Source organism: Labrys wisconsinensis (assembly GCF_030814995.1).
Taxonomy (GTDB): domain Bacteria; phylum Pseudomonadota; class Alphaproteobacteria; order Rhizobiales; family Labraceae; genus Labrys; species Labrys wisconsinensis.
In genome coordinates this window covers 62,088-87,120 of the sequence record NZ_JAUSVX010000016.1, presented here as the reverse complement: position 1 = coordinate 87,120, position 25,033 = coordinate 62,088, and the positions used below count along the sequence as shown (strand labels likewise).

Here is a 25,033-nt window from a genome sequence, read left to right as displayed (position 1 = left end):
CGTCCCTTACCCCGCCAGCGTCCGCCGCGCCGCGATGCACGTGATGAACGCCGCATAGCTCCAGGCCAGGTGCCGCGCCGAGGTCTGTTCCCCCGTCGCCCGATCGAACTGCTCGGACATGTCGCCGTTCTCGGGGGTGAAAGCCTGCACCGTCGCGAGGAACGCGTCGCCGCGCGCCTCGAGGCCTGCGGCCTCGGCGGGCGCAGCGGCCGCGGCGGCACGGAAGCAGAGCTCGGCGCCGGCGAGCGTCGAGACATACCAGGCGCCGCCGCCGAAATAGCCGTCGCCCTCGTAGCGCCCGAGGGCCGCCGCCCGTCCGGGCGGACGGCCGCGGTTGATCGGAAAATCGCGGTCGAACAGGGCCTCCAGGCTGGCCAGCGTCGCCAGCATGCGCGGATCGCGCGGCGAGTGCGCCGCCTCGGCTCCGTCGGCGTGCAGCGCCGCCAGGATCACGGCGATGTCGAGATCCTTCGTGGTGCGGGCGGGCGGATCGAGCAGGCGCGAGCGGTAGAAGCCCTCCTCGGCCAGCCAATAGCCGTCGAGCTGCGCCAGGATGGCGTGCGCCTCGCGGCCGCAGGCCGCGGCGGCCTCCGTCCCGCCCAGCTCGGCCAGCCAGGGCGCGCCCTCGGCCAGCGCCGCCGCCTGGACGCGCAGCGTGTAGTAGTGCCGGCCGCTCTGCTCCTCCCAGAGGTCGAAGCAGGGCCGGCGCCAGCGCGCCAGGGTGAAGGCGAGATCGGCATGCAGCAGGTCAGCGATGTCGGCGGCGAGCTCCGCCCCGATCGCCGCGCCGCCCTTCAGCCAGCGCAGCAGGGCGAGGGCGCGCGTCGCGGCGCCGTCGTTCTGCGGCCGCGACCAGGTGGAGATGTCGAGCGTGCCGTCCGGGTTGACGCGCGTCTCGGCCACCACCTCCTCGCCATGGACTGCGGCGAGCTCGGCATCGCTGCGCAGGTACTGGATGAAGTCCGGGGCGACGGCCGCCCGCCAGGCCGGGTCGCGCGCCAGGGCGCGGCCGTCGAGCTGCTGCAGCGACAGGCTGAAGCGCACGAAGTCGCCGAGATGGCCGAGCGCCTCCGGCCCGAGCGTGCCGTCGGCGTGCAGCAGCCGCAGGGCGTCGATCACCACGGCGGAATCCCGGTACCAGTGGAAGAAATAGTCGGGCTCCGGCTTCCAGTCGCCGAGCACCGGCGAGGCGACGATCGCCCCGCGCTTCGGCACGACGGTCTGGCCGAAGCCCGGCCGTGCCTTGACGATGCCGACAGGGGAAATGCTGCGCAGCATCGCCGCCGCGGCGTGGCGGTATTGCCGGTCGATCCAGGGGGAGAGGGGGTCCATGGGGGCTCTCTGATGTTTCGAACGCGGGCTTTTCCCCTCCCCCGAGCAAGTCGGATTTTTCCGACTTGCCTTGCCGAGTGGTCGATCTCGGGAACCCCCGAGATCGACGAGGAGGGGCCAGGGGGGGGCCATCAGGACGGGGATCGCCCTCGATCGTCCCGACGCGTCGAGTTCAACGCCGACGACCCCCACCCTTTATCCCTCCCCACAAGGGGGAGGGAAGGCCCCGGCGTCGAGCGTAGGCTGGTAGCGGCAGCGTCTCGTCCGATCGCACCAGGTCCGTCGCCAACGGTCCCCTCACGCCACCGACAGCCGGCGTCGGTGCGTCTCGTGGGCGTGCCTGCGCCGGGAGAGGCGGCGCTTGTCGGGTTCCTTGACGAGATGCAGCACGCGCTGGAACAGGTGGTCGTGCGCCTCGGCGCGGCCGATATGGATGACGCCGGCATGGGCGAGATCCCCGGCGAAGACGTCGAGCACCCGTCCATGCGTCTCGTCCTCCAGGGAGTCCAGCACCTCGTCGATGAGCAGCCACGCCGGCCGGTGCAGCACCACCCGGGCGAAGGCGAGGGACTGCTGGTCGTCCTCGCTGAGGTCGCGGTCCCAGCGCTTGGCGGTCTCGAGCATGGGCGTCAGGCGCTCGAGGCCGAGGCGGGCGAGGGCTGCGGTGAAGGCGTCGGGCTTGAAGCTGTCGACCTTCAGGGGATAGGCCATGACCTCGCGAAGCGTGCCCGGCGGCAGGTAGGGCGTGCGCGGCATGTAGTGGATCTCCCCGCCCGTGGGGCGGCCGATGCGCCCGGCGCCCCAGGGCCACAGGCCGGCGAGGGCCCGGAACAGCAGCGTCTTGCCGGTGCCGGACTCGCCGACGATCAGCACGCGCTCGCCGGCCTTCACCTCCACCTTCGGCTCCTTGAGCATGGTGCAGCCGGCCGGAGAGGCGATCTCCAGGTCCTCGACGGTGAAGGCGCCGGGCGGCCCATCGACCGCCTCGATGCGGCTCTCCACCGTGTGCAGCACGTCGGTGGTCATGACGGCGCGGCGGAAGCTGGCGACGCGCAGCAGCGTCGCCCGCCAGTCGGCGATGGTGCTGAAATTGTCGACGAACCAGCGCAGCGACGACTGCACCTGGTTGAAGGCGCCGACCGCCACCATCAGGCCGCCGAAGGACAGGTTGCCGGCGAAATAGACCGGCGCCGCCACCAGGATCGGTGCCACCAGCGAGAACCAGCCATAGCCGGCCGTGACCCAGGTGAGGCGGGTGAGGCCGCTGACGAGACGCCGCGTCGCCGCCAGCACCGCGTCGAGGTCGACGCCGATGCGCCGGGCTTCATCCGCCTCGCCTCCGGCGAGGGAGACGGCGTCGATATGCTCGTTGACCCGCATCAGCGAGAAGCGCAGGTCCGCCTCGCGGGCGTAGCGGTCGGAGTTCTGGTCGATCAGGCGCCGGCCGATCCAGTAGCTCAGCAGCGAAGCCGAGCCGGCATAGACGATCGCCGCCCAGACCATGTAGCCGGGGATGGTGAGATCGCGGCCGCCGATGTGGAAGGCGAAGCCGCTGGAGAGCTCCCACAGCACGCCGATGAAGGTCAGCAGCAGGATCGAGGCCTGCAGCAGGCCGACCCCGAGATCGGTGGAGAGCTCGGTGAGGTGGCGCGCGTCCTCGTGCAGGCGCTGATCCGGGTTGACGCCGATCGGTCCGGCATTGGCGAGGCGAAAGGCCCGGCGCGGCACCATCCACTCCTTGACCAGGTCGTGCACCAGGCCCTGGCGCAGCCTCAGCTTGGTCATCTCGTTGAGCCAGCGCTGCGCCACGTTGAGCACCAGCAGCACGCCGGCGATCAGGCCGAACACGCCGAGCTGGTTGAAGAACGCCGGCAGGTCGCGGCGCGACAGCGCATCGTAGAAGGGCTGGTTCCAGCTGTTGAGCTGGATCTGGCCATAGGCGGTGGCGCCGATGACCAGGAACAGGCCGGCGGCCAGGGCGAACAGCCTGTTGCGCACCGGCGAGGCCCATAGCGCTTCGAACATCATGCGCAGCTGCGGCACCAGCCCGGCATGGGCGGCTTCCTCGATCTCGGAGGCGGCGCTGGCGATTTCTCCCGATCCGGTCATGATCCTGCCCTGTCGTGTTGGCGCCGGCGGCGGCACGGACGCACTCTACGGCCTTCTCGCATGCTCTGGCCAAATCCCGGCCGGAGATTTTGCGCAAGAGCGCCGTCTTGGGGATTTGCCGCCGCCCTGTTCCCTTGCGGCCTTGCCATCGGCCGGCGCTCGGCATAGCCAGGGCGCGGCCTTATGCTGCGGCGGGCGAGCCAAGGAGGATGCGATGAGTCGCGTGCAGTCGCTGATCGACGCGATGACGCTGCCGGAGAAGCTCGGCCAGCTCACCATGACCGCCAGCAGCTACGCGGTGACCGGTCCGGTGATCGCCGGCGATTCCACCGAGGCGATCAAGGCAGGCACCATCGGCAACCTGCTCAACCTGTACGGGCCGGGGCATGTCCGCGAGATGCAGCGCCTGGCCGTGGAGGAATCGCGCCTGCGCATCCCGCTGATGATCGGCTTCGACGTCATCCACGGCCACCGCACCGCCTTCCCGGTGCCGCTCGGCGAGGCCGCGCTGTTCGACCCGCGCGCCTGGGAGCTGACCGCCCGCGAGGCGGCGCGCGAGGCCGCCGCCGACGGGCTCGCCATGACCTTCGCCCCGATGCTGGACATTGCGCGCGATCCGCGCTGGGGCCGCATCGTCGAAGGGCCGGGCGAGGACCCCTGGGTCGGCGCGCTGATGGCCGATGCCAAGGTCCGCGGCTTCCAGGGCCCGGACCTCGCCGCCGTCGACGCGCTCGCCGCCGTCGCCAAGCACTATTGCGCCTACGCCCCGGTGACGGCGGGACGCGAATATGCCTCGGTCGACATTTCCGAGCGCACGCTGCGCGAGGTGCACCTGCCCCCGTTCGAGGCGGCGATCCGCGCCGGCGTGGCGGCGGTGATGCCGGCCTTCACCGACTTCGGCGGCGTGCCGATGACCGCCAACGCGTCGCTGCTGCGCGGCTGGCTGCGCCAGCGGCTCGGCTTCGACGGTGTCGTCGTCAGCGACTACAACGCCGTCGCCGAGCTGATCCATCACGGCGTCGCGGCCGACCTCGCCGAGGCGGCGGCCCTGGCGCTGCGGGCCGGCGTCGACATCGACATGATGGCCGACGCCTATCGCCGCGGCCTGCCGGTGGCGCTGGAGCGCCGCCTGGTGACGATGGCCGAGATCGACGAGGCGGTGGCGCGCGTGCTCACCCTCAAGGAGCGGCTCGGCCTGTTCGACGACCCCTACCACCGCGGCATGCAGCCGGAGGACGCCGCCACCCTGATCAACCGGCGCCGCATCGCCCGCGTCGTCGGCGCGCGCTCCCTCGTCCTGATGAAGAACGAGGGGGAGGCGCTGCCCATCCCCGCGGACGCCAGGCGCATCGCCCTGATCGGCCCGCTGGCCGATGCCGGCCCGGAGATGCGCGGGCCGTGGGGGGGCATTGCCGAGCCCGGCGACCAGGTGAGCGTGCTGGCGGGCCTGCGCGGCGCGCTGCCGGATGCGACGATCCTGCACGCCCCGGGCGTCGCCATCGACACGTCCGACGAGAGCGGCATTCCCGCCGCCCTCGACCTGTGCGACCAGGCCGACGCCATCCTGCTCTGCCTGGGCGAGGCGGCGGTCATGAGCGGCGAGGCGGCGAGCCGGGCCGATCCGGTGCTGCCCGGTCGCCAGCGCGCCCTGGCCGAGGCCGTGTTCGATCGGGCCGCCCGGCTCGGCAAGCGGGTCAGCGTCGTGCTGTTCTCCGGCCGGCCGCTGGTCGTGCCCGAGCTCGCCGACCGCGCCCATGCGCTGCTGGCGGCCTGGTTCCCCGGCGCCGAGGCCGGCAATGCCGTCGCCGACATCGTCACCGGCGCGCGCTCGCCGAGCGGCCGCACGCCGGTCTCCTGGCCCCGGGCGGTCGGCCAGATCCCGATCTTCTACGCCGAGCGGCCGACCGGCCGGCCCTTCGACGCCAAGGACCACTACACCAGCAAATATCTCGACGTCGCCAACACGCCGCTCTTCCCCTTCGGCCACGGCCTGACCTATGGCCGCTTCACCCTGTCGAACCTCACCGTGACGCCGGCCGTGGCCACGGAGCAGGACACGCTGGCGATCAGCGTCGACATCGCCAACGAAGGCACCATGGCGGCGGAGGAGACCGTGTTCCTGTTCACGCACGACACGGTGGCGAGCGTGGCGCGTCCGCTGATGGAGCTGAAGGGCTTCGACAAGATCGCCCTCGAGCCCGGTGCCCGCGGCACGGTGCATCTCAGCCTGCCGGCCACGGACCTGCGCTTCCTCGGCCTCGACCTCGAGCCGATCTTCGAGCCCGGAGAGATCGAGATCCTGGTCGGCCCGGCGGCGGATCGCACGCGGCTGCTGTCGAGGACGATCCAGCTCTCGACGGTGGAGTAGGGGAGCGCCCGCCGCAAAGCCATCCTGCCCGCAGACGGAACTCCCGTCAGGCAGTCCGGGGGGCATATCGTGCGGGTCTCTTGCCAGATCGCATAGAATGTAGCAACATTTATACATTCATTGGCCGTCATGATGGAAAGCGACATGGCCGTCACCACTCTTTCCAGCCGAGAGTTCAATCAGGATACCAATCGCGCCAAGAAGGCCACCAGGGATGGTCCGGTCTTCATCACCGATCGTGGCAAGCCGGCTCATGTCCTGCTCAGCATCGAGGAGTATCGGCGTCTGACGCACACGGGCCGCACTGTTGCCGATGTCTTCGGCATGCCGCCGGGCGTCGAGGATGTCGAGTTCGATCCGCCGCGCACCGTCATCGTCAGCCGGCCGGCTGACCTGTCCTGATGATTCTTCTCGACACGAACGTCGTATCCGAATTGCGCAAGCTCCGCGCCGGCGAGGCTGACGCCAATGTCGCCAGATGGGCCGGCAGCGTCGATATCGCCGATCTCTATCTATCCGTGATCACCGTCATGGAGCTCGAGGCTGGCGTGCTCCAGATGGAGCGCCGCGATGCCGCCCAGGGCGCGATCCTGCGCGCCTGGCTGGATACCTATGTCCTGCCGGACTTCGACGGCCGCGTGCTGCCTGTCGACACGCCCGTCGCCAAGCGTTGCGCCCGTCTCCATGTTCCCGATCCGCGCGCCGAACGGGATGCCCTGATCGCGGCGACGGCCCTCGTCCACGGCATGACCGTGGCGACCCGCAACACGCTTGATTTCGGGCCGACCGGCGTCACCGTGCTCAATCCGTGGGACAAGGCCTGAAGCGCCGATCCGCGCCGGCGAGTATCGGGCCGCGATCACGTTCGAGTCCGGAATGCGCTCGAACGCGCCCCCGCCCATGCGACGGGGCTCTCCTGATCTGGCCCCGCGCCGTGCCCGCCCCGACGAAACTTGCCATGCCGGCCGATCGGCGCGACATTTGCGGCAAAAGCACGGTCTGGGAGGATCGTCGTGAGGCAGGAGCAGGCGGCGCATATCGACGAGCTCGTGCGCGCGGCCGCCGGTCAGGCGAGCCGGCGCGATGCCGTCATCCGGCAGTCCTGGCTGCGCTGCGTCGGCGAGCACAAGCTCGACCCGGTGGCGCTGCGCGATCCCTGCATCGTCACGCACGGCCTGCTGCGCGAGCACCAGGATGCCATGGACGAGTTCCTCCACACCGCCCGCTACGGGGTGGAGACGCTGTACCGGCAGGTGGCGGGCCTGGGCTATGTCCTGCTGCTCACCGACGCCAAGGGCGTCACCGTCGACTTCATCGGCGACCCGACCTTCGACAACAACCTGATGCGCGCCGGCCTCTATCTCGGCGCCGACTGGAACGAGCGCCATGCCGGCACCTGCGCGGTCGGCACCTGCATCGCCACCGGCGAGCCCCTGATCGTGCACCAGACCGACCATTTCGACGCGACCCATATCCCGCTCACCTGCACGGCCGCGCCGGTGTTCGATCCCGGCGGCGCGCTCGCGGCGGTGCTCGACATCTCGGCCCTGCGCTCGCCCGAGCCCAAGGAGAGCCAGTTCCTGGCCCTGCAGCTGGTCAAGGCCTTCGCCCACAAGATCGAGATCGCCAACCTGCTGAACCGCTTCCGCAACCAGTGGATCCTGAAGCTCTCGGCCTCCTTCGAGTTCGCCGATATCGACCCCGACCTCGTGCTCGCCCTCGACGCCGCCGGCCGCATCATCGGCTTCAACAACCGGGCGCGGCTCCTCGTGGAGCACGAGCGGCCGGGCGGGGCGCCGCTGCTCGGCCGGCCGGTGGGCGAGCTCTTCGATTTCGGCGTCGACGACCTGCCGCGCTTCGTGCGCTCGCGCCCCACCGCGCAGCGCACCGTGCGCCTCCTTGCCGGCGGCGTCCTCTTCTTCGCCCAGAGCCTGCCGCCGCCCGCGCCAGCCCCGACGCCGGCCGCGGCCACGGCCCCGGTGCTGCCGAAGCCCCTGCAGGCCCTGTTCCGGGGCGATGCGCTGATGCGGGACGTCGTCACCCGCGCCGCCAAGCTGGTGGACACGCGCATGAGCCTCCTGATCCACGGCGAGACCGGCACCGGCAAGGAGCACCTGGCCAAGGCGCTGCACGCCGCCAGCGCCCGGGCCGGCCGGCCCTTCGTCGCCGTCAACTGCGCGGCGCTGCCGGAGACGCTGATCGAGGCCGAGCTGTTCGGCTACGAGGCCGGGTCCTTCACCGGCGCCAGCGGCAAGGGCCGCAAGGGCCTGATCATCGAGGCCGACGGCGGCACCCTGTTCCTCGACGAGATCGGCGACATGCCGCTCGCCTCGCAGACGCGGCTCCTGCGCGTGCTGGCCGAGCGGGAGGTGACGCCGGTCGGCCGCACCCGGCCCATCGCGGTCGACATCCGCGTCATCGCCGCCACCCATCGCGACCTGGTCGAGGCGGTCAAGGCCGGCCGCTTCCGCGAGGACCTCTATTTCCGCCTCAACGCCGCCGTGCTCAACCTGCCGGCCCTGCGTCGGCGCGCCGACCTCGATTGGCTGATCGGCGAGCTCCTGGCACGCGACGGCTGGGATGCCGAGCTCGGCGACAGCCTGTCGCCGGCGGCGCTGAACGCCCTGCGCGCCTATCCCTGGCCCGGCAATATCCGCGAGCTGATCAACGCGCTCGACTATGCCCGCGCCGTGGCGGGCCGGGGCATGATCGGGCTGGAGGACCTGCCGGACGCCGTTCGCCGCGCCGCCCATGGCGACGGCTGGCCGAGCTTCGCAGCGGCCGTCCCGACGACGGGCGACAGCGCGCCCGCCCATCCGGCCGAGGCGCTCGAAGCGGCGCTCCGCGCCCGCCACTGGAACGTCTCCGCCGCCGCCCGCGACCTCGGCATCGACCGCACCACGGTGCACCGCCGCATGCGCCGCCTCGGCATCGTGCCGCCGCACCGAAGGGATTGAGGCGGGAGGCGCATGGATCGTGACGGCGTGCCGTGTCGGCGGATCGGCGCCTGCTTGCAGCGGCCCATGGAGCCCTACGGCTGCCGGTGCGACGATCGACACGCGTCGCGTTCGCGTGGATGGGCGGATCAAGTCCGCCCATGACGGTGAGGTTCCTGTGAGAGGGCGACGACCCGACGTCCAACCGTCATCGGTGAGCGCGCTCGCAAGAACTCACGCTATCGCATTTCCCATTCGCGACCGTCATGGGCGGACTTGATCCGCCCATCCACGCGACCACCACGGATCGACGAAAGAGCGCCGCGCGACATTGCCGACTTCGATGAGCGGCGCCCCACCGCGCCGCACCTGTTGCAGCCGCCGCCGCAGGTGCGGCGGGGAGCGCCGCACCGCGCCGAGACGTGTGCCAGAAATTCACAAGGTAAATCAATTATTTGATCAGAGGTCGATCGTTGGCACCGCCCTTGCTCTGATGCCGTCGACGGGAAACGTCCCGCGCCGACGCGCCTCAGGGAAGGAAGCCGATGTCGCCTCTGGTCGGCATCATCGCCAATCCGGTCTCGGCCCGCGACATCCGCCGGGTGGTGACCCATGCCGGCAGCCTGCAGATCGCCGACCGCGCCGGCATCGTGCTGCGGGCGCTGGCCGCGCTCGCGGCGGGCGGCGTCGGCCGGGTGGTGATGATGCCGGAGACCGGCGGCATCCGCGGCCATGTCGTGCGCGGCATCGAGCGCTCGCGCGCCTGCGGTGAGGCGCGCTTCCCCGAGCTCGTCTTCCTCGACATGCCGGTGACCTCAACGGTGGAGGACACCAGCCGCGCCGCCCGCGCCATGGCGGCCGCCGGCGTCGCCGCCATCATCGTGCTCGGCGGCGACGGCACGCACCGGGCCGTGGTCGGCGCCTGCGGGCGGGTGCCGATCGCCGGCATCTCCACCGGCACCAACAATGCCTTTCCCGAGCCGCGCGAGCCGACCGTCACCGCCCTGGCGACGGCGCTCGCCGTCTGCGGCGCCGTGCCGGCGTCGATCGCCTTCGCCCTCAACAAGACGCTCGAGGTCGCCGTGGAGGGCGAGGCGCCGCAGATCGCCCTGGTCGACGTCGCCGTCGTCACCGACCGCACCGTCGGGGCGCGGGCGCTGTGGCGCGCCGACAGCTTCCGCGAGCTCTTCGTCACCTTCGCCGACCCCGAGGTGATCGGCATGTCGGCGATCGCCGGGCTGATCGAGCCCGTCGCCCGCGACGAGCCGGGCGGCATGATGGTGCAGCTCGGCCCCGCCCATGCCGCGCCCACCGTGCTGCGCGCGCCGATCGGGCCGGGGCTGGTCGAGGCGGTCGGCATCGAGGACTGGCGGCGCATGCCGGCCGGCGTGCCGTTCTCGCCCAGCCTGCCCGCCGGCGCCATCGCCCTCGACGGCGAGCGCGAGCTCGCCTTCGACGCCCGGCGCGCCGTCGCCGTGACCTTGCAGGACCGCGCGTTCCGCACCGTCGACGTTGCTGCCGTGATGCGCTTCGCCTCGACCCGCGGGCTGATGCGCACGGGCGCCCGCCATTTCGCCGCAACCTGAAAAGAGGAGGAAACGTCATGTCCAACAACCCCTTCCCGCTGTCGAGGGCGGAGCTGCTCCAGGCCTATCGCACCATGCGGACCATCCGCGATTTCGAGGAGCGGCTGCATGTCGAGTTCGCCAAGGGCGACATTCCCGGCTTCGTCCACCTCTATGCCGGCGAGGAGGCCTGCGCCGCCGGCATCATGACGCACCTCACCGATGTCGACCGCATCGCCTCCACCCATCGCGGCCACGGCCATTGCATCGCCAAGGGCGTCGACGTCGCCGAGATGATGGCTGAGATCTACGGCAAGAGCTCGGGCGCCTGCCGCGGCAAGGGCGGCTCGATGCACATCGCCGATCTCGCCAAGGGCATGATGGGCGCCAACGGCATCCTCGGCGCCGGGGCGCCGCTGATCTGCGGCGCCGCCCTGGCGGCGAAGTTCCGCGGCGACGGTGGCGTCGGCGTCACCTTCTTCGGCGACGGCGCCTCCAACCAGGGCACGGTGCTGGAGAGCATGAACCTCGCCGCGGTTTGGAACCTGCCGGTCATCTTCGTGGTGGAGAACAATGGCTACGCCGAGTCCACCTCGGTCGACTATGCCACCGCGGTCGATTCCTATGTCGACCGCGCCTCCGGCTTCGGCGTGCCGGGCGTGACCGTCGACGGCACCGATTTCTTCGCCGTGCACGAGGCGGCCGGCGAGATCATCCGGCGGGCCCGCGAGGGCGGCGGCCCGGCGCTGCTCGAATGCAAGATGATCCGCTTCTTCGGCCATTTCGAGGGCGATGCCCAGACCTACAAGGCCAAGGGCGAGAACGAGCGCAACCGCGAGACCCGCGACTGCCTCAAGCTGTTCGCCGCCCGCGTCACCGATGCCGGCGTCCTCGCCGCCGCCGACCTCGCCCTGGTCGACCGCGAGGTCGCGGCGCTGATCGACGACGCCGTCGCCGCGGCCAAGGGGGCGCCGCTGCCGCTGCCCGCCGAGCTCCTCACCGACGTCTACGCGTCCTATTGACCAAACCCGATCCGGAGGACGGACCATGGCCCGCAAGATCAGCGTGAAACAGGCGATCAACGAGGCGCTCGACCTCGAGATGCGCCGCGACCCCAGCGTCATCCTGCTCGGCGAGGACATCGTCGGCGGCGCCGGCGCGCCCGGCGAGATAGACGCCTGGGGCGGCGTGCTCGGCGTCACCAAGGGGCTCGACGCCAAGCATCCCGGCCGGCTGCTCGACACGCCGCTGTCGGAATCGGCCTATATCGGGGCCGCCATCGGCGCGGCCGCCTGCGGCATGCGCCCGGTGGCCGAGCTGATGTTCCTCGATTTCATGGGCGTGTGCTTCGACCAGATCCTGAACCAGGCGGCGAAGTTCAAGTACATGTTCGGCGGCAAGGCCCGGACGCCGGTGGTGATCCGCGCCATGGTCGGTGCCGGCTTTCGCGCCGCCGCCCAGCACTCGCAGATGCTGACGCCGATCTTCACCCACGTGCCGGGCCTGAAGGTGGTCTGCCCCTCCAACGCCTATGACGCCAAGGGCCTGCTGATCCAGTCGATCCGGGACGATGATCCCGTGATCTTCTGCGAGCACAAGAACCTCTACGGCCACGAGGCCGACGTGCCGGCCGAGTCCTATGCCATCCCGCTGGGCGAGGCCAACGTGGTGCGCGAGGGCCGCGACGTCACCATCGTCAGCTATGGCCTCACCGTGCACCGCGCGCTCGAGGCGGCGGCCAGGCTGGCGCGCGAGGGCATCGAGGCGGAGGTGATCGATCTTCGGACCCTGTCGCCGATCGACTGGGACACCGTGATCGAGAGCGTCGAGGCGACCGGCCGCCTGGTCGTGGTCGACGAGGCCAATCCGCGCTGCTCGATCGCCTGCGACGTCGCCGCCTACGTGGCCCAGCACGCCTTCGGCGCGCTGAAGGCGGCGCCGCAGATGGTGACGGCGCCGCACACGCCGGTGCCGTTCTCGCCGGTGCTGGAGGACATCTACGTGCCCTCGGCCGACGCCATCGCCGCCGCGGCCGGGCGGATCTGCGCCCGTGCCCGCGCCGCCTGAGGGGAACCACGATGATCACCGAACGGATCAAGCCGATCGTCATGCCCAAATGGGGGCTGTCGATGTCGGAGGGCAAGGTCACCGGCTGGCTCAAGCCCGCCGGCGCGAAGGTCGCCGTCGGCGACGAGATCCTCGAGGTCGAGACCGACAAGATCGCCGGCGTGGTCGAGGCCGGCGATGCCGGCACGCTGAGGCGTGTCGTCGGCGAGCCCGACGCCGTCTATCCCGTCAAGGCGCTGCTCGGCGTGCTCGCCGACGAGGACGTGCCGGAGGCCGAGATCGACGCCTTCGTCGCCGGCTATGTCGTGCCCGCCGGCGACGAGGACGAGGCGGCCGAGGCGGCCCCGCAATACGCGTTCATCGACACGCCGGAGGGCCAGCTGCGCTACGCGCGGCGCGGGGAGGGGAGCGAGGCCGTCATCCTGGTGCACGGCTTCGGCGGCGACCTCGACAACTGGCTGTTCAACATCGATGCCCTGGCGGCGCGGGCGAGCGTCCACGCCCTCGACCTGCCCGGTCACGGCCAGTCGGACAAGGCGGTGAAGGAGCCGACGCTCGCCGGTCTCTCCCGGGCGCTGCTCGGCTTCATGGAGGCGCTCGGCATCGACGCTGCCCATCTCGTCGGCCATTCCATGGGCGGGGCGGTCGCGCTGCGCACCGCCCTCGACGCGCCGCAACGGGTGAAGTCCCTGTCGCTGATCGCCTCCGCCGGCCTGGGGCCGGAGATCGATGGTGATTATATAGCCGGCTTCGTATCCGCGCAGGGCCGGCGCGAGCTCAAGCCGGTGCTGGAGAAGCTGTTCCAGGATCCCGGCCTGGTCAGCCGCCAGCTCGTCGACGACGTCCTGAAATACAAGCGCCTCGACGGGGTGGACACGGCGCTCGCCGCCCTCGCCGCCGGGCTCTTCCCGGGCGGCCGGCAGGCGGAGCGTCCGGGTGCCGGGGCCGCCGGCCTGCCGCCGGTGCTGGTGGTCTGGGGCGCGGCCGACCGCATCATTCCCGCCGCGCATGCCAGGGCGCTCGGGACCGGCGCCAAGGTCGAGATCGTCGAGGGCGCCGGCCACATGGTGCAGATGGAGAAGGCGAGCCGGGTCAACGAGCTCCTGCTGGCCCATATCCCGGGCTGAGCCCGCTCAGTCCGTCACCGCGCCCTCGCTCGCCGGGCGGGCGAGGCGCGCGAACTTGGCCAGCACGCCGCGTTCGTAGCGCGGGGCGGGCGGGCGCCAGGCCTGCCGCCGGCGCTCGATCTCCGCCTCGTCCACCTCCAGCTGCAGGAGCTGGCGGTGGGCGTCGATGGTGACCCGGTCGCCCTCGGCGACCAGCGCGATGGTGCCGCCCGCATGGGCTTCCGGCGTGACGTGGCCGACCACCATGCCCCAGGTGCCGCCGGAGAAGCGCCCGTCGGTGATAAGCGCGACGCTCTCGCCCAGGCCGCGGCCGATGATGGCCGAGGTCGGGGCCAGCATTTCCGGCATGCCCGGCCCGCCGCGCGGCCCGAGATAGCGCAGCACCAGGACGTCGCCCGGCCGGATCCGGTCCGACAGGATCGCGTCCATGGCCGAGGCCTCGTCGTCGAACACCCGCGCCGGGCCGGTGATCACCGGGTTCTTGAGGCCGGTGATCTTGGCGACGGCGCCGCCAGTCGCCAGATTGCCGCGCAGCACGGCGAGGTGCCCCTCGCGATAGAGCGCCCGGTCGATCGGCCGGATCACCTCCTGGCCGGCCGGCGGCGCCTCCGGGACGTCGGCGAGCTCCTCGCCCAGCGTGCGGCCGGTGATGGTCGGGCAGTCGCCGTGGATCAGGCCGGCGGCGAGCAGGATCTTGAGGACCTGGGGAATGCCGCCGGCCCGGTGCAGGTCGACCGCCATGTAGCGCCCGGAGGGCCTGAGATCGCAGATCACGGGCACCTTGCGGCGCATGCGCTCGAAGTCGTCGAGGCTCCACTCGACCTCGGCGGAATGGGCGATGGCGAGATAGTGCAGCACGGCGTTGGTCGAGCCGCCGGTGGCCATGATCAGCGCCACCGCGTTCTCGATCGAGCGGCGGGTGATGATCTCGCGCGGGCGGATGCCGCGGCGCACCGCCTCGACCAGCACGCGGGCCGAGGCGGCGGCGCTGTCCACCGTCTCCGCGTCGGGATTGGCCATGGTCGAGGAGGAGAGCAGCGACATGCCCAACGCCTCGAAGGAGGAGCTCATGGTGTTGGCGGTGTACATGCCGCCGCACGAGCCCGTGCCCGGGCAGGCATTGCGCTCGATGCCCTCGAAATCCTCCGCGCTCATCCGTCCGGCCATGAACGCGCCGACCGCCTCGAAGGGCGAGACGATCGAGAGGTCCTGCCCCTTCCAGCGGCCGGGCTTGATCGTGCCGCCATAGACATAGATGGCGGGCACGTTGGTGCGCGCGATCGCCATCATGCCGCCGGGCATGTTCTTGTCGCAGCCGCCGATCACCAGCACGCCGTCCATCCACTGGCCCTGGACGCAGGTCTCGATGGCGTCGGCGATCACCTCGCGCGAGATCAGCGAATATTTCATGCCCTCCGTGCCCATGGCCATGCCGTCGGAGATGGTCGGCGTGCCGAAGAGCTGCGGGTTGCCGCCGGCCGCCTTCACCGCGGCGACCGCTGCCTCGGCCAGCGGCTGCAGGCCGGCATTGCAGGGCGTGATGGTGGAATGGCCGTTGGCGATGCCGATCATCGGCTTGTCGAAATCGGCCTTCTCGTAGCCGAGCGCATAGTACATCGCCCGGTTGGGCGAGCGGGCGATGCCCTCGGTGATGTGCTTCGAGCGTTGGTTCGGCGACATGGCGGCTCCTCGGCGGCGATCTCCGTCGAGGTTAGAGCTTTTCGAAATCGCGGTGAAATATATAATTCCAGGGCCATTCATTCGCTGGAGATATGATGACGTGCTCGATCTGCGCCGGTTTCGCCATTTCGTCGCGGTGGCGGAGGATCTGCATTTCGGCCGGGCCGCCGACCGGCTGGGCATGACCCAGCCGCCGCTCAGCCAGAGCATCCAGGCGCTCGAGCGGGAGCTCGGCGTGCGGCTGTTCGCCCGCAGCAAGCGCAGCGTGGCGCTGACGCCGGTGGGGGCGCAATGGCTGCCCCATGTCCGCCGGCTGCTCGACGATGCGGCGGCGCTGCCCGGCATCGCGGCCCGCCTCGCCCGCGGCGAGGCCGGCACGCTGCGGCTCGCCTTCGTCAGCACGGCCGACTACAGCGTGCTGCCGGACCTGGTCGGCCGGTACAAGGCCGCGTTTCCTGAGGTCGAGCTGTCGCTGAAGGAGGCGACGAGCGACGTCCAGGTCGCGGCCCTGCTGGACGGCGGGCTCGATGCCGGCCTGATCATCCCGCCGCCGCAGGCGAGCCTGCACGCCTCGCTCGCCTATCTCCCCCTCCTGCGCGAGCCGCTCGTCGCGGCCGTGCCCGAGGCCTGGATCGCAACCGGGCGCCTCGCCCCCGATCCGGCGGGGTTGCGCCTCGCCGAGGTCGCGCACGAGCCCCTCATCCTGTTCCCGCGCCCGAGCGCGCCGGCCTTCCACGACCTGATCACCGGCTGCTACGCCGCCCGGGGCGCCGTCCCGCGCATCGGCCAGGAAGCGATCCAGATGCAGACCATCATCAGCCTGGTCTCGGCCGGCATGGGCATGGCGCTCGTCCCCCGCTCGCTCCGCAACCTGGCGCGCACCGGCGTGCGCTATCTCGCCCTCGAGGGCCCGGTGCCCGAGGTCGAGACCGGCCTGGTCTGGCGGCGCGACGATCCGCTGCCCGTGGTGCGCCGCTTCGTCGAGATGGCCGCGCGCGGCTCCTGACGCCGCTTCGGCGGAATTCGTTCCGGCCATGGAACAGTAGGGCTGCCCAAGCGTTAATGGGCACGCAGATCCCCCTGGAGGACACCGACGATGATCCGTTCCGCAGCCTTCGCGCTACTCCTCAGCTCAGCGTGGCTGATCTCGGCAGGCCCCGGCATCGCCGCACCCGCGAGCGCTGGCCAGCACTGGACGTTCGCCGCCAGCACCACAACCCATCACAAGATCAAGCACCGCCACCATCGCCGTCATGTCGTGCACGGCAGGCGGGGCGGCGGGTTGCCGAAGCCGATCGGCGACGTGGTGCGCAGCGAGCGGACGCTCAACAAGCCGACCGACGGCGGGCCTTCGAACTTCCATCCGAAGACGGCGCCGGTGCATCACTGGAAGAAGCATCGCCGGCATCCGGCGATGTGACGCGGCTCGCCTTCGCCGCTTCGACGAGCGCCGGCATCTCGCGATGCCGGCGTTCCCGTATCGCGGGCGATGACGACGGCGGCCGGAGCCTTCTCGGTATTCGACTCCGCGGCGGATTCGCGCGATGCTGGGCACAGCCGGCTGAAGTCCGGCCCTCGGGGGCGGCATGACGATCCTTTTCGCCTTGCTGATCGGCATCGTCGCCGGCCTGCGCACGATGACGGCGCCGGCTGCCGTGAGCTGGGCCGCGCATCTCGGCCTGGTCGACCTCGGCGGCACCTGGCTCGCCTTTCTCGGCTATGCCTGGACGCCGTGGGTCCTGACCCCAGCGGCGCTGGCCGAGCTGGTCACCGACCAGCTGCCTTCCACCCCCAGCCGAAAGGTGCCTGTTCAGTTCGGTGCCCGCATCGTCGCGGGCGCGGTCTCCGGCGCCGTGTTCGGCGCGGCCGGCGGCTTCCTGGTGCTCGGGGCCGTGGCCGGCATCGTCGGCGCGGTGATCGGCACGCTCGGCGGCGCGGCGGCCCGCGCGCGGCTCGCCGCCGCCTTCGGCAAGGACATGCCGGCGGCGCTGATCGAGGATGCGGTGGCGATCCTCGCCGCCCTCGCCCTCCTTGCCCTCCTGGCGGCCCTGCGATGACCCGGCGCTTCGACGCCATCATCGTCGGCGCCGGCCAGGCCGGGCCCTCGCTCGCCGGCCGGTTGACCGGCGCCGGCATGACGGTGGCGATCATCGAGCGCAAGCTGTTCGGCGGCACCTGCGTCAACACCGGCTGCATGCCGACCAAGACCCTGGTCGCCAGCGCCTATGCCGCCCATCTCGCCCGCCGCAGCGCCGACTACGGCGTGATGCTGGGTGGCCCGGTGCGCATCGACATGGCCAGGGTGCACGAGCGCGCCGCGACCGTCTCGCGCAATTCCCGCACCAACGTGGAAAAATGGCTGCGCGGCATGGACCGCTGCACCGTGCTCACCGGCCATGCCCGCTTCACCGGCCCGGACCGCATCGTCGTCGGCGAGGAGACGCTCACCGCGCCGCGGATCTTCCTCAATGTCGGTGGCCGGGCCCTCGTGCCCGCCATGCCGGGCGTCGACCGCGTGCCCTTCCTCACCAACACCTCGATGGTGGCGCTCGACCGGGTGCCGAAGCATCTCGTCGTGGTCGGCGGCAGCTATATCGGCCTTGAATTCGCGCAGATGCATCGGCGTTTCGGTGCCGAGGTCACGGTGGTCGAGAAGGGGCCGCGCCTCGTCGGCCGCGAGGACGAGGACATGTCGCAGGCGATCCGGGAGATCCTGGAGGGCGAGGGCATCGCCGTGCGCACCGGCGCCGAGTGCATCCGCTTCGCCCCGCATGCCGAGGGCGTCGCCGTCGGCCTCGACTGCAGCGAGGGCGCGCCGGAGGTGATCGGCTCGGACGTGCTGCTGGCCGTCGGCCGGCGCCCCAACACCGACGATCTCGGCCTGGAGCATGCCGGCGTCGCCGTGGACGAGCGCGGCACGATCAAGGTCGACGACGGCCTCGCCACCTCGGTGCCGGGCATCTGGGCCCTCGGCGACTGCAACGGCCGCGGCGCCTTCACCCACACCGCCTACAACGATTTCGAGATCGTCGCCGCCAACCTCCTCGACGGCGAGAACTGCCGGGTGAGCGAGCGCATCCCCGGCTATGCCCTCTATATCGACCCGCCGCTCGGCCGCGTCGGCATGACGCTGGCGCAGGCGCGGGCCAGCGGCCGGCCGCTGCTGGTCGGCCGCCGGCCGATGACGCGGGTCGGCCGCGCCGTGGAAAAGGGCGAGACGCAGGGCTTCATGAGCGTCGTCGCGGATGCCGAGACGAAACAGATCCTCGGCGCCGCCATCCTCGGCACCAGCGGCGACGAGGCCATCCACGGCCTGCTCGATGCCATGAACGCCCGCGTGCCCTATCCGACCCTGCGCTGGGCGGTGCCGATCCACCCGACGGTGTCCGAGCTGATCCCGACGCTGCTGGAGAGCATGCAGCCGGAGGGATGAGAGACTAGATTTTTCGTTTATAATTTACCGTAAATTATAAAATGCTATACATTTGAGTTTTCGTGCTTCTTTATAAGATCAAACTCTCTGATGAACGCATCGTTATCATCCGGTGTGATGATGACGCATCGAAGCCATCCATTTTTTCTTCGAATTAGTAGGCCGTGCCTGGCAATGCGGTTGCCCAATCTCAGCGTAAGTCCACCGATTCCCATTTGTCTCCATGATGCCTTGGAGATGGTGTCAATGCTGGCAATTGGTATTCTGTAGACGGGAAGCCGATTAAACAGGACAATTTCAATATTTTCGGCTCTAATTCGATATCCGTATATGAATCTTAAACAACATACGACTGCCGGCAGCAGCATGACGCTGCATAGACCTGCAATCAACAGGCCAACATCCATTTCGCTGCCGTCCGCGTATTGATTGGATAAGTGCTTCCGGGCATCCCCCATGCCCGGTCCCGAAGGAACCGATCCTATGCTGGCTCCGCCGCCGTCTTGGCGCTGCGCCGCGGCCACGCGAGACGGCACCGCTGCGAGAGCCCGGCCGCACCACGCGGCCGGGCCGTTTCGCTACGCCATCGCCTTACGGGCACACGTCCCAGAAGCCCTGCCGGCGGCTGCGGTCGGTATAGTACCAGCAATAGTTCGGCGCGGGCGGCGGGCCGGCCCAGGCCGCCGCGGCGGCGGCGAGGAAGCCGAGCGCGGCGCCGGCGGCGATGGCGCCGCCCGGACGCCACCAGTAGCGGCTCGGCCGCTGCCAGCCGGGCCGGTAGTGCGGCGGACGATGCCAGTTGCCGGGCCGGCCCGGGCGCGGCGGCCGGACAACCGGCAAGCCGGGCCGCGGCGGGCGGATGCTCGGCTTGCCCGGCCGGCCGGGACGGTTGAAGCCGGGTCTGTGGCCGGGACGGTTGAAGCTGGGCCTGTGGCCGTGCCGCGCCGCCGGCCGGCGGATGACGTCGCGCTGCGCCGCTTCCTGGATCAGCGACGTGTCGACCGAGAGCGCCGGCACCGGCGCGGCGGGCAGCGCCATCGCCGGCGCCAGCCCCGTCCATCCCGTCAGGGCCACCAGCCCTGCCACCGTCCAGCCGCGAAGCATTGTCTTCATGGTGCCAACCTCCCATTCCGATTGCCCGATCGTTCATCGGCCGTCGGAGCCCATCCGAGAAACGACCCGTCCGTCGTGATGGTTCCCTCCGGCCCCGGCCGGCGGCGACGGGTCCTGCCGCCCGGTGCGGCGCCGAGCCGGACCGGCATAGGTTTTCGGTCCTGACACTGCCGAAGCGGCGCGACATGGCGGAAATCGGAGAAACGCGGGGCGGCCGGAGGATCGGGGACGGTCATCATGCCTCGATCGGCTCGTCGATGGGATGTCGACGGTACCGTAGAGGGGGAGGTTGTGTCGTCAAGACACAAATCAGCGATAAGATTTGAATCTTACGGCTTGGCCGTCGGGGATCCCGGAGCCGGTTCTCCGGCGGCGGCGCCTCAGAACTCGACGTCGAGCTCGTCGATGTCGTCCGGCTCGGCCCTGGCCGCCTCGATCCATTCGACCATGGCCGGCCAGGCCAGCACCGTGTCGCGATAGGCGGCGCAGGCTTGGTCCAGCTTGACGTCGTAGGTGCGAAAGCGCGCGGCGACCGGCGCGAACATGGCGTCGGCCACTGAGAGCGGACCGAACAGGTGCGGGCCGCCATGGGCGGCGAGGCATTCGCGCCAGATGGCGCAGACCCGGTCGATGTCGGGCTGCGCCCCGGCCCAGACCTTGAAGCCGGGAAAATGAGCCCTGAGGTTCATCGGCAGGGCCGAGCGCAGGTTGTGGAAGCCCGAATGCATCTCGCCGCACACCGCGCGGCAATGGGCACGGGCGATGCGCTCGCGCGGCAGCAGCGGCGCCTCGGGCCGGATCTCGGCGAGATATTCGGCGATGGCGAGCGTGTCCCAGACCTCGGCGCCCTGGTGAGAGAGGCGCGGCACCAGCACCGAGGGCGAGAGCAGCAGCAGCTCGGCCCGGGCGGAGGCGTCGTCGACCGGCAGCACCTTCTCCTCGATCGCGAGCCCGGCGAGGCGGCAGAGCAGCCAGCCCCGCAGCGACCAGGACGAATAGTTCCGGCTGGAGATCGTCAGCACCGCCTCGGCCATCGTCGTCTCCCCGATCGCGCCGTGCGGCGCTTCCGCACGAATTATCTCGCAGCGCGGCATGGATTGCACTAGCATTTCGCAGTTGCGAAGGGCGGCACGGAGACCTCGCCGCCGGGCAGGTCCGAGGGGCGGTCCCAGCATGATGTACCGGGCTTATCAGGCACAGGCGGACCTCCTGGAAACCGTCCGCGCCGTCGGCGGCCTGGCGCTGGGGGGGATCGACCCCTGGCGGAGCTGGGATCCCGAGCGGACCTTCGGCCATCTCGACGCCGCCAGCAGGCTCATGGCCCGCGCCGGGCTCACCCATGCGCGGCCCGACTATCGCATCGGCACCGTGCGGGTCGGCAACCGCGAGGCCGCCGTCACCGAGGTGCCGGTGCTCGCCACGCCTTTCGGCACGCTGCTGCATTTTGCCAAGGACGTCGATGTCGCCCAGCCGCGCGTGCTGGTGGTGGCGCCGCTGTCGGGCCATTTCGCCACGCTCCTGCGCAACACGGTGCAGACCCTGCTCGCCGACCATGACGTCTTCATCACCGACTGGCACAATGCCCGCGACGTGCCGCTCGCGGCGGGGCGCTTCGGCTTCGACGACCATGTCGAGCACCTCATCCGCTTCCTCGAGGCGATCGGCCCGGGCGGCCATGTGCTGGCGGTCTGCCAACCCTGCGTGCAGGTGCTGGCGGCGGTCGCCGTCATGGCTGAGGCCGGCAACCCGGCAGAGCCGCGCAGCATGACGCTGATGGCCGGCCCGGTCGACACCCGCGTCAACCCGACCAAGGTCAACGAGCTGGCGACGGGCAAGCCGATCGCCTGGTTCGAGGACAACCTGATCGCCACCGTGCCCGCGCGCCACGCCGGGGCGGGGCGACGGGTCTATCCCGGCTTCGTGCAGCTCGCCGCCTTCATGGCGATGAACCCGGAGCGGCACGTCAAGGCCCATCGCGACCTCTACAGGCACGTCGCCCGCGGCGAGGACGAGAAGGCCCGCGTCATCGAAGCCTTCTACGACGAATATTTCGCCGTCCTCGACCTTACCGCCGAGTTCTACCTGGAGACCGTGCGCATCGTCTTCCAGGACACGCTGCTGGCCCGCGGCGCCCTGACCTTCCGCGGCGGGCGGGTCGATCCCGGCGCCATCCGCCGCACGGCGCTGCTGACCGTCGAGGGCGAGCGTGACGACATCTGCGCCCTCGGCCAGACCGCGGCTGCCCACGAGCTGTGCACCGGCCTCAAGCCCTATCGCCGGCGCCACCACATGCAGCCCGGCGTCGGCCATTACGGCGTGTTCAGCGGCCGGCGCTGGGAAGGGCAGATCTACCCGATCGTGCGCAACGTCATGGTGTCGAGCGAGTGAGCGGGCGCGACATCGCGGCGCGGGCAAATCCGGCGCCGCGGCCTCGCCCGGCATGACAATTGTGTGGCATGGGCCTTGCCTTGCAGCAGCGGGGCGGGACTTCGTTTCGACCAGGAGGGGATGAGCCATGTCGGTGGTGATGTTGGAGATGCCGCAGCCGAGCCCCGCGCGCGAGGAGAGCCGGGACCAGCCGCTCTACGACGATGTCCGCCTGCTCGGCCAGATCCTCGGCGACATCGTCCGCGACCAGGACGGCGAGGCCACGTTCGAGGTGATCGAGGCGATCCGGCGCCTCAGCGTCAGCTTCCACGCCAAGGCCGATGCCGAGGCCGGGCGCAACCTCGACACGCTGCTCAAGCGCCTCAGCCCGGCGGAGACCGTCTCCGTCATCCGCGCCTTCAGCTATTTCTCCCACCTCGCCAACCTCGCCGAGGACCGCCACAACCTGCGCCGCCACGCCGAGCGCGAGGCGCGCGACGACCATGAGGATGGCAGTCTCGCGCTGAGCTTCCAGCGCTTCCGCCAGGCCGGCATCGAGCCCGAGCGCATCGCCCGCGTGCTGGCGCGCGCTTGGGTCTCGCCCGTCCTCACCGCCCATCCGACCGAGGTGCAGCGCAAGAGCACGCTGGACGCCGAGCGCGCCATCGCCGACCTGCTCACCGCCCGCGACGGCCTGAGGACGGCGCGCCAGCGCGCCGCCAACGAGGCGCAGCTGCGCGCCCGCATCACCCAGCTCTGGCAGACCCGGATCCTGCGCATGGTCAAGCTCACCGTGCCGGACGAGATCGAGAACGTGCTGAGCTATTACAGCGCGACCTTCCTGCAGGAGATCCCGCGGCTCTATGCCGAGCTGGAGGAGCTGGTCGGCCGCCCCGTCGCCCCGTTCTTCCGCATGGGCAACTGGATCGGCGGCGACCGCGACGGCAACCCCTTCGTCACCGCCGAGACCCTGGTGACCACGGTGCGCCGGCATGCCGAGACGGTGCTGCGCCACTATCTCACCGAGGTGCACCTGCTCGGTGCCGACCTCTCGGTGTCGCGCACCCTCGTCAACGCGACGCCGGAGCTGCTGGCGCTGGCCGCCGGCTCCGGCGACGGCAATGCCCATCGCGACGACGAGCCCTATCGGCGGGCGCTGATCGGCGTCTATGCCAGGCTCGCCGGCACGCTGGAGCATCTCACCGGGACCGACGCCCTGCGTCATGCCGTGGCGCCGGCGAAGCCCTATGCCGGCGCCGGCGCCTTCCTGGCCGACCTCAGGACGGTCGAGGATTCCCTCGGGCGCAACCACGGCGCCGCGCTGACCGAGGCCCGGCTCAAGCCGCTGATCCGGGCGGTGGAAGTGTTCGGCTTCCACCTCGCCACCACGGACCTGCGCCAGAGCTCGGACAAGCACGAGGCCGTGGTGGCCGAGCTCCTCGCCGCGGCGCGCATCGAGCCGGCCTATGCGGGCCTCTCCGAGGAGGGCAAGCAGGCGCTGCTGCTGTCGCTGCTGCAGGAGCCACGCTCGCTGCGCGTGCGCAACGTCGCCTATTCCGAGCTCACCGAAGGAGAGCTCGCCATCTTCGAGGCGGCGCGCCGGCTGCGCCTGGACTTCGGCGCCGACGCCATCCGCCATTACATCATCAGCCACACCGAGACAGTGAGCGACCTCCTCGAGGTCATGCTGCTGCAGAAGGAATGCGGCCTGATGCGCGGCACGCTGGCGCCGGCCGAAGCGGCCAACGCCGAGGTCGACCTGATCGTGGTGCCGCTGTTCGAGACCATCGAGGACCTGCGCGCCGCCGAGCCGATCATGCGCGCCTTCTACGACCTGCCCGGCATCGAGACGCTGATCCGCAATTCCGGCGCCGAGCAGGACATCATGCTCGGCTATTCCGACAGCAACAAGGACGGCGGCTACTTCACCTCGAACTGGGAGCTCTATCGCGGCTCGACCGCGCTCGCCCGCCTGTTCGACGAGAAGCCCGGCCTGACGCTGCGCCTGTTCCACGGCCGCGGCGGCGCGGTCGGGCGCGGCGGCGGCCCGAGCTACCAGGCAATCCTGGCCCAGCCGCCGAACACGGTGAAGGGCCAGATCCGGCTCACCGAGCAGGGCGAGGTGATCAACGCCAAATATGCCAACCCGGAGATCGGCCGGCGCCACCTGGAGACGCTGATGGCGGCGACGCTGGAGGGCACGCTGCTGCAGCGCCAGGAGCGGGCGACGCCGGATTTCCTCGCCGCGGCGGCCAAGCTCTCCGAGCTCAGCATGCGGGCCTATCGCAAGCTGGTCTACGAGACGCCGGGCTTCAGCGACTATTTCTTCTCGGCGACGCCGATCGCCGAGATCGCCCAGCTCAACATCGGCTCGCGCCCGGCCTCGCGCAAGGCCAACCAGAAGATCGAGGACCTGCGCGCCATCCCCTGGAGCTTCTCCTGGGGGCAGAGCCGCGTCGCCCTGCCGGGCTGGTACGGCTTCGGCTCGGCCGTCGAGGGCCTCATCGCCGAGGGGCGGGAGGAGGGGCTGGCGCTGCTGCGCCGGATGAAGGCGGAATGGCCGTTCTTCAGCGCGCTGCTCTCGAACATGGACATGGTGCTGGCCAAGGCCGATCTCGACGTGGCGCGCCGCTATGCCGGCCTGGTGCCCGACCGGGCGCTGGCCGAGGCGATCTTCTCGGCGATCGAGGCGGAGTGGCGGCGCACCGTCGCGGCGGTCGAGGCGATCACCGGCGAGACCCAGCGCCTCGCCGACAATCCGGCGCTCGCCCGCTCGATCAGCCACCGCTCCGCCTATATCGCGCCGCTCAACCACCTGCAGGTGGAGCTGCTGCGCCGCTGGCGCAGCGGCCAGATCGACGAGAAGGCCCAGCGCGGCATCCTGATCTCGATCAACGGCGTCGCCGCGGGCCTGAGGAACACGGGCTGAGCGGGGA

At 70.7% G+C, this 25,033-nt stretch carries 20 protein-coding genes; 14 read left to right on the top strand and 6 right to left on the bottom strand.

Annotation, left to right across the window (positions count from 1 at the left end; translation table 11 throughout):
* Positions 1-6: 6 nt before the first annotated feature.
* Positions 7-1,332 carry a glycoside hydrolase family 15 protein gene (locus QO011_RS32015; RefSeq protein ID WP_307281607.1) on the bottom strand — a complete coding sequence of 442 codons (1,326 nt, stop codon included), beginning with the start codon at positions 1,330-1,332 and terminating at the stop codon, positions 7-9.
* Between the two features lie 297 nt (positions 1,333-1,629).
* Complete coding sequence (locus tag QO011_RS32010; RefSeq protein WP_307281604.1) at positions 1,630-3,441, bottom strand: ABC transporter ATP-binding protein/permease; 1,812 nt, start codon at positions 3,439-3,441, stop codon at positions 1,630-1,632.
* Between the two features lie 214 nt (positions 3,442-3,655).
* Here QO011_RS32010 and QO011_RS32005 point away from each other — a divergent pair, with 214 nt between their 5' ends.
* The 8 genes from QO011_RS32005 to QO011_RS31970 all read left to right on the top strand — a co-directional run bounded on the left by QO011_RS32005 (position 3,656) and on the right by QO011_RS31970 (position 13,504).
* Positions 3,656-5,809 carry a glycoside hydrolase family 3 N-terminal domain-containing protein gene (locus QO011_RS32005; RefSeq protein ID WP_307281601.1) on the top strand — a complete coding sequence of 718 codons (2,154 nt, stop codon included), beginning with the start codon at positions 3,656-3,658 and terminating at the stop codon, positions 5,807-5,809.
* A gap of 144 nt (positions 5,810-5,953) precedes the next feature.
* A complete protein-coding gene (locus QO011_RS32000) occupies positions 5,954-6,211 on the top strand; it encodes a type II toxin-antitoxin system Phd/YefM family antitoxin (protein ID WP_307281598.1) in 258 nt (85 codons plus the stop codon).
* Positions 6,208-6,633, top strand: a complete 426-nt coding sequence (locus tag QO011_RS31995) for a type II toxin-antitoxin system VapC family toxin (protein ID WP_307281912.1) — start codon at positions 6,208-6,210, stop codon at positions 6,631-6,633. The genes QO011_RS32000 and QO011_RS31995 overlap by 4 nt, the downstream gene beginning before the upstream one ends.
* Before the next feature lie 189 nt (positions 6,634-6,822).
* A complete protein-coding gene (locus QO011_RS31990) occupies positions 6,823-8,766 on the top strand; it encodes a sigma-54-dependent Fis family transcriptional regulator (RefSeq protein WP_307281596.1) in 1,944 nt (647 codons plus the stop codon).
* 524 nt (positions 8,767-9,290) lie between these two features.
* A complete protein-coding gene (locus tag QO011_RS31985; RefSeq protein WP_307281594.1) occupies positions 9,291-10,331 on the top strand; it encodes an NAD(+)/NADH kinase in 1,041 nt (346 codons plus the stop codon).
* Positions 10,332-10,348: 17 nt separating this feature from the next.
* Positions 10,349-11,332: a thiamine pyrophosphate-dependent dehydrogenase E1 component subunit alpha gene (locus QO011_RS31980; protein ID WP_307281592.1), complete on the top strand. Its 984-nt coding sequence runs from the start codon at positions 10,349-10,351 to the stop codon at positions 11,330-11,332.
* Between the two features lie 25 nt (positions 11,333-11,357).
* Complete coding sequence (locus QO011_RS31975; RefSeq protein ID WP_307281591.1) at positions 11,358-12,377, top strand: alpha-ketoacid dehydrogenase subunit beta; 1,020 nt, start codon at positions 11,358-11,360, stop codon at positions 12,375-12,377.
* An 11-nt stretch (positions 12,378-12,388) separates the two neighbouring features.
* Entirely contained in the window at positions 12,389-13,504 is a 1,116-nt protein-coding gene (locus QO011_RS31970) for an acetoin dehydrogenase dihydrolipoyllysine-residue acetyltransferase subunit (protein WP_307281589.1), read from the top strand.
* A 6-nt stretch (positions 13,505-13,510) separates the two neighbouring features.
* On the opposite strand, the gene ilvD is transcribed toward QO011_RS31970, so the two are convergent.
* A complete protein-coding gene (gene ilvD / locus QO011_RS31965) occupies positions 13,511-15,184 on the bottom strand; it encodes a dihydroxy-acid dehydratase (RefSeq protein ID WP_307281587.1) in 1,674 nt (557 codons plus the stop codon).
* Positions 15,185-15,284: 100 nt separating this feature from the next.
* Between ilvD and QO011_RS31960 the strand changes: the two genes are divergently transcribed.
* The 4 genes from QO011_RS31960 (at position 15,285) to QO011_RS31945 (ending at position 18,617) form a co-directional block, all read left to right on the top strand.
* Entirely contained in the window at positions 15,285-16,190 is a 906-nt protein-coding gene (locus tag QO011_RS31960; RefSeq protein ID WP_307281586.1) for a LysR family transcriptional regulator, read from the top strand.
* A 90-nt stretch (positions 16,191-16,280) separates the two neighbouring features.
* Positions 16,281-16,604: a hypothetical protein gene (locus tag QO011_RS31955; RefSeq protein WP_307281583.1), complete on the top strand. Its 324-nt coding sequence runs from the start codon at positions 16,281-16,283 to the stop codon at positions 16,602-16,604.
* A gap of 166 nt (positions 16,605-16,770) precedes the next feature.
* The gene (locus QO011_RS31950; RefSeq protein ID WP_307281579.1) at positions 16,771-17,241 is read left to right on the top strand and encodes a DUF4126 domain-containing protein; all 471 of its coding nucleotides are present in this window, start codon (positions 16,771-16,773) and stop codon (positions 17,239-17,241) included.
* Positions 17,238-18,617 carry an FAD-containing oxidoreductase gene (locus QO011_RS31945; RefSeq protein WP_307281578.1) on the top strand — a complete coding sequence of 460 codons (1,380 nt, stop codon included), beginning with the start codon at positions 17,238-17,240 and terminating at the stop codon, positions 18,615-18,617. The genes QO011_RS31950 and QO011_RS31945 overlap by 4 nt, the downstream gene beginning before the upstream one ends.
* Before the next feature lie 44 nt (positions 18,618-18,661).
* Here the strand turns inward: QO011_RS31945 and QO011_RS31940 are convergent, their stop codons facing one another.
* The 3 genes from QO011_RS31940 to QO011_RS31930 all read right to left on the bottom strand — a co-directional run bounded on the left by QO011_RS31940 (position 18,662) and on the right by QO011_RS31930 (position 20,764).
* Positions 18,662-19,141 carry a PH domain-containing protein gene (locus QO011_RS31940; protein ID WP_307281575.1) on the bottom strand — a complete coding sequence of 160 codons (480 nt, stop codon included), beginning with the start codon at positions 19,139-19,141 and terminating at the stop codon, positions 18,662-18,664.
* Between the two features lie 67 nt (positions 19,142-19,208).
* Positions 19,209-19,730: a hypothetical protein gene (locus tag QO011_RS31935; RefSeq protein ID WP_307281573.1), complete on the bottom strand. Its 522-nt coding sequence runs from the start codon at positions 19,728-19,730 to the stop codon at positions 19,209-19,211.
* 380 nt (positions 19,731-20,110) lie between these two features.
* A complete protein-coding gene (locus QO011_RS31930; protein ID WP_307281571.1) occupies positions 20,111-20,764 on the bottom strand; it encodes a glutathione S-transferase in 654 nt (217 codons plus the stop codon).
* Positions 20,765-20,903: 139 nt separating this feature from the next.
* On the opposite strand from QO011_RS31930, the gene QO011_RS31925 reads away from it, so the two are divergent.
* Positions 20,904-22,118 (top strand): polyhydroxyalkanoate depolymerase, encoded by a 1,215-nt coding sequence (locus QO011_RS31925; protein ID WP_307281569.1) that lies wholly within the window; start codon positions 20,904-20,906, stop codon positions 22,116-22,118.
* A 127-nt stretch (positions 22,119-22,245) separates the two neighbouring features.
* Positions 22,246-25,026 (top strand): phosphoenolpyruvate carboxylase, encoded by a 2,781-nt coding sequence (ppc, locus tag QO011_RS31920; RefSeq protein WP_307281566.1) that lies wholly within the window; start codon positions 22,246-22,248, stop codon positions 25,024-25,026.
* The last annotated feature ends 7 nt before the right edge of the window (positions 25,027-25,033 follow it).

What these genes read in the sequence shown, in the direction of transcription:
- QO011_RS32015 (WP_307281607.1), bottom strand. Translation starts at nt 1,332, where the DNA reads ATGGACCCCCTCTCCCCCTGGATCGACCGGCAATACCGCCACGCCGCG.
- QO011_RS32010 (WP_307281604.1), bottom strand. Translation starts at nt 3,441, where the DNA reads ATGACCGGATCGGGAGAAATCGCCAGCGCCGCCTCCGAGATCGAGGAA.
- QO011_RS32005 (WP_307281601.1), top strand. Translation starts at nt 3,656, where the DNA reads ATGAGTCGCGTGCAGTCGCTGATCGACGCGATGACGCTGCCGGAGAAG.
- QO011_RS32000 (WP_307281598.1), top strand. Translation starts at nt 5,954, where the DNA reads ATGGCCGTCACCACTCTTTCCAGCCGAGAGTTCAATCAGGATACCAAT.
- QO011_RS31985 (WP_307281594.1), top strand. Translation starts at nt 9,291, where the DNA reads ATGTCGCCTCTGGTCGGCATCATCGCCAATCCGGTCTCGGCCCGCGAC.
- QO011_RS31980 (WP_307281592.1), top strand. Translation starts at nt 10,349, where the DNA reads ATGTCCAACAACCCCTTCCCGCTGTCGAGGGCGGAGCTGCTCCAGGCC.
- QO011_RS31975 (WP_307281591.1), top strand. Translation starts at nt 11,358, where the DNA reads ATGGCCCGCAAGATCAGCGTGAAACAGGCGATCAACGAGGCGCTCGAC.
- QO011_RS31970 (WP_307281589.1), top strand. Translation starts at nt 12,389, where the DNA reads ATGATCACCGAACGGATCAAGCCGATCGTCATGCCCAAATGGGGGCTG.
- ilvD (WP_307281587.1), bottom strand. Translation starts at nt 15,184, where the DNA reads ATGTCGCCGAACCAACGCTCGAAGCACATCACCGAGGGCATCGCCCGC.
- QO011_RS31955 (WP_307281583.1), top strand. Translation starts at nt 16,281, where the DNA reads ATGATCCGTTCCGCAGCCTTCGCGCTACTCCTCAGCTCAGCGTGGCTG.
- QO011_RS31950 (WP_307281579.1), top strand. Translation starts at nt 16,771, where the DNA reads ATGACGATCCTTTTCGCCTTGCTGATCGGCATCGTCGCCGGCCTGCGC.
- QO011_RS31945 (WP_307281578.1), top strand. Translation starts at nt 17,238, where the DNA reads ATGACCCGGCGCTTCGACGCCATCATCGTCGGCGCCGGCCAGGCCGGG.
- QO011_RS31935 (WP_307281573.1), bottom strand. Translation starts at nt 19,730, where the DNA reads ATGAAGACAATGCTTCGCGGCTGGACGGTGGCAGGGCTGGTGGCCCTG.
- QO011_RS31930 (WP_307281571.1), bottom strand. Translation starts at nt 20,764, where the DNA reads ATGGCCGAGGCGGTGCTGACGATCTCCAGCCGGAACTATTCGTCCTGG.
- QO011_RS31925 (WP_307281569.1), top strand. Translation starts at nt 20,904, where the DNA reads ATGATGTACCGGGCTTATCAGGCACAGGCGGACCTCCTGGAAACCGTC.
- ppc (WP_307281566.1), top strand. Translation starts at nt 22,246, where the DNA reads ATGTCGGTGGTGATGTTGGAGATGCCGCAGCCGAGCCCCGCGCGCGAG.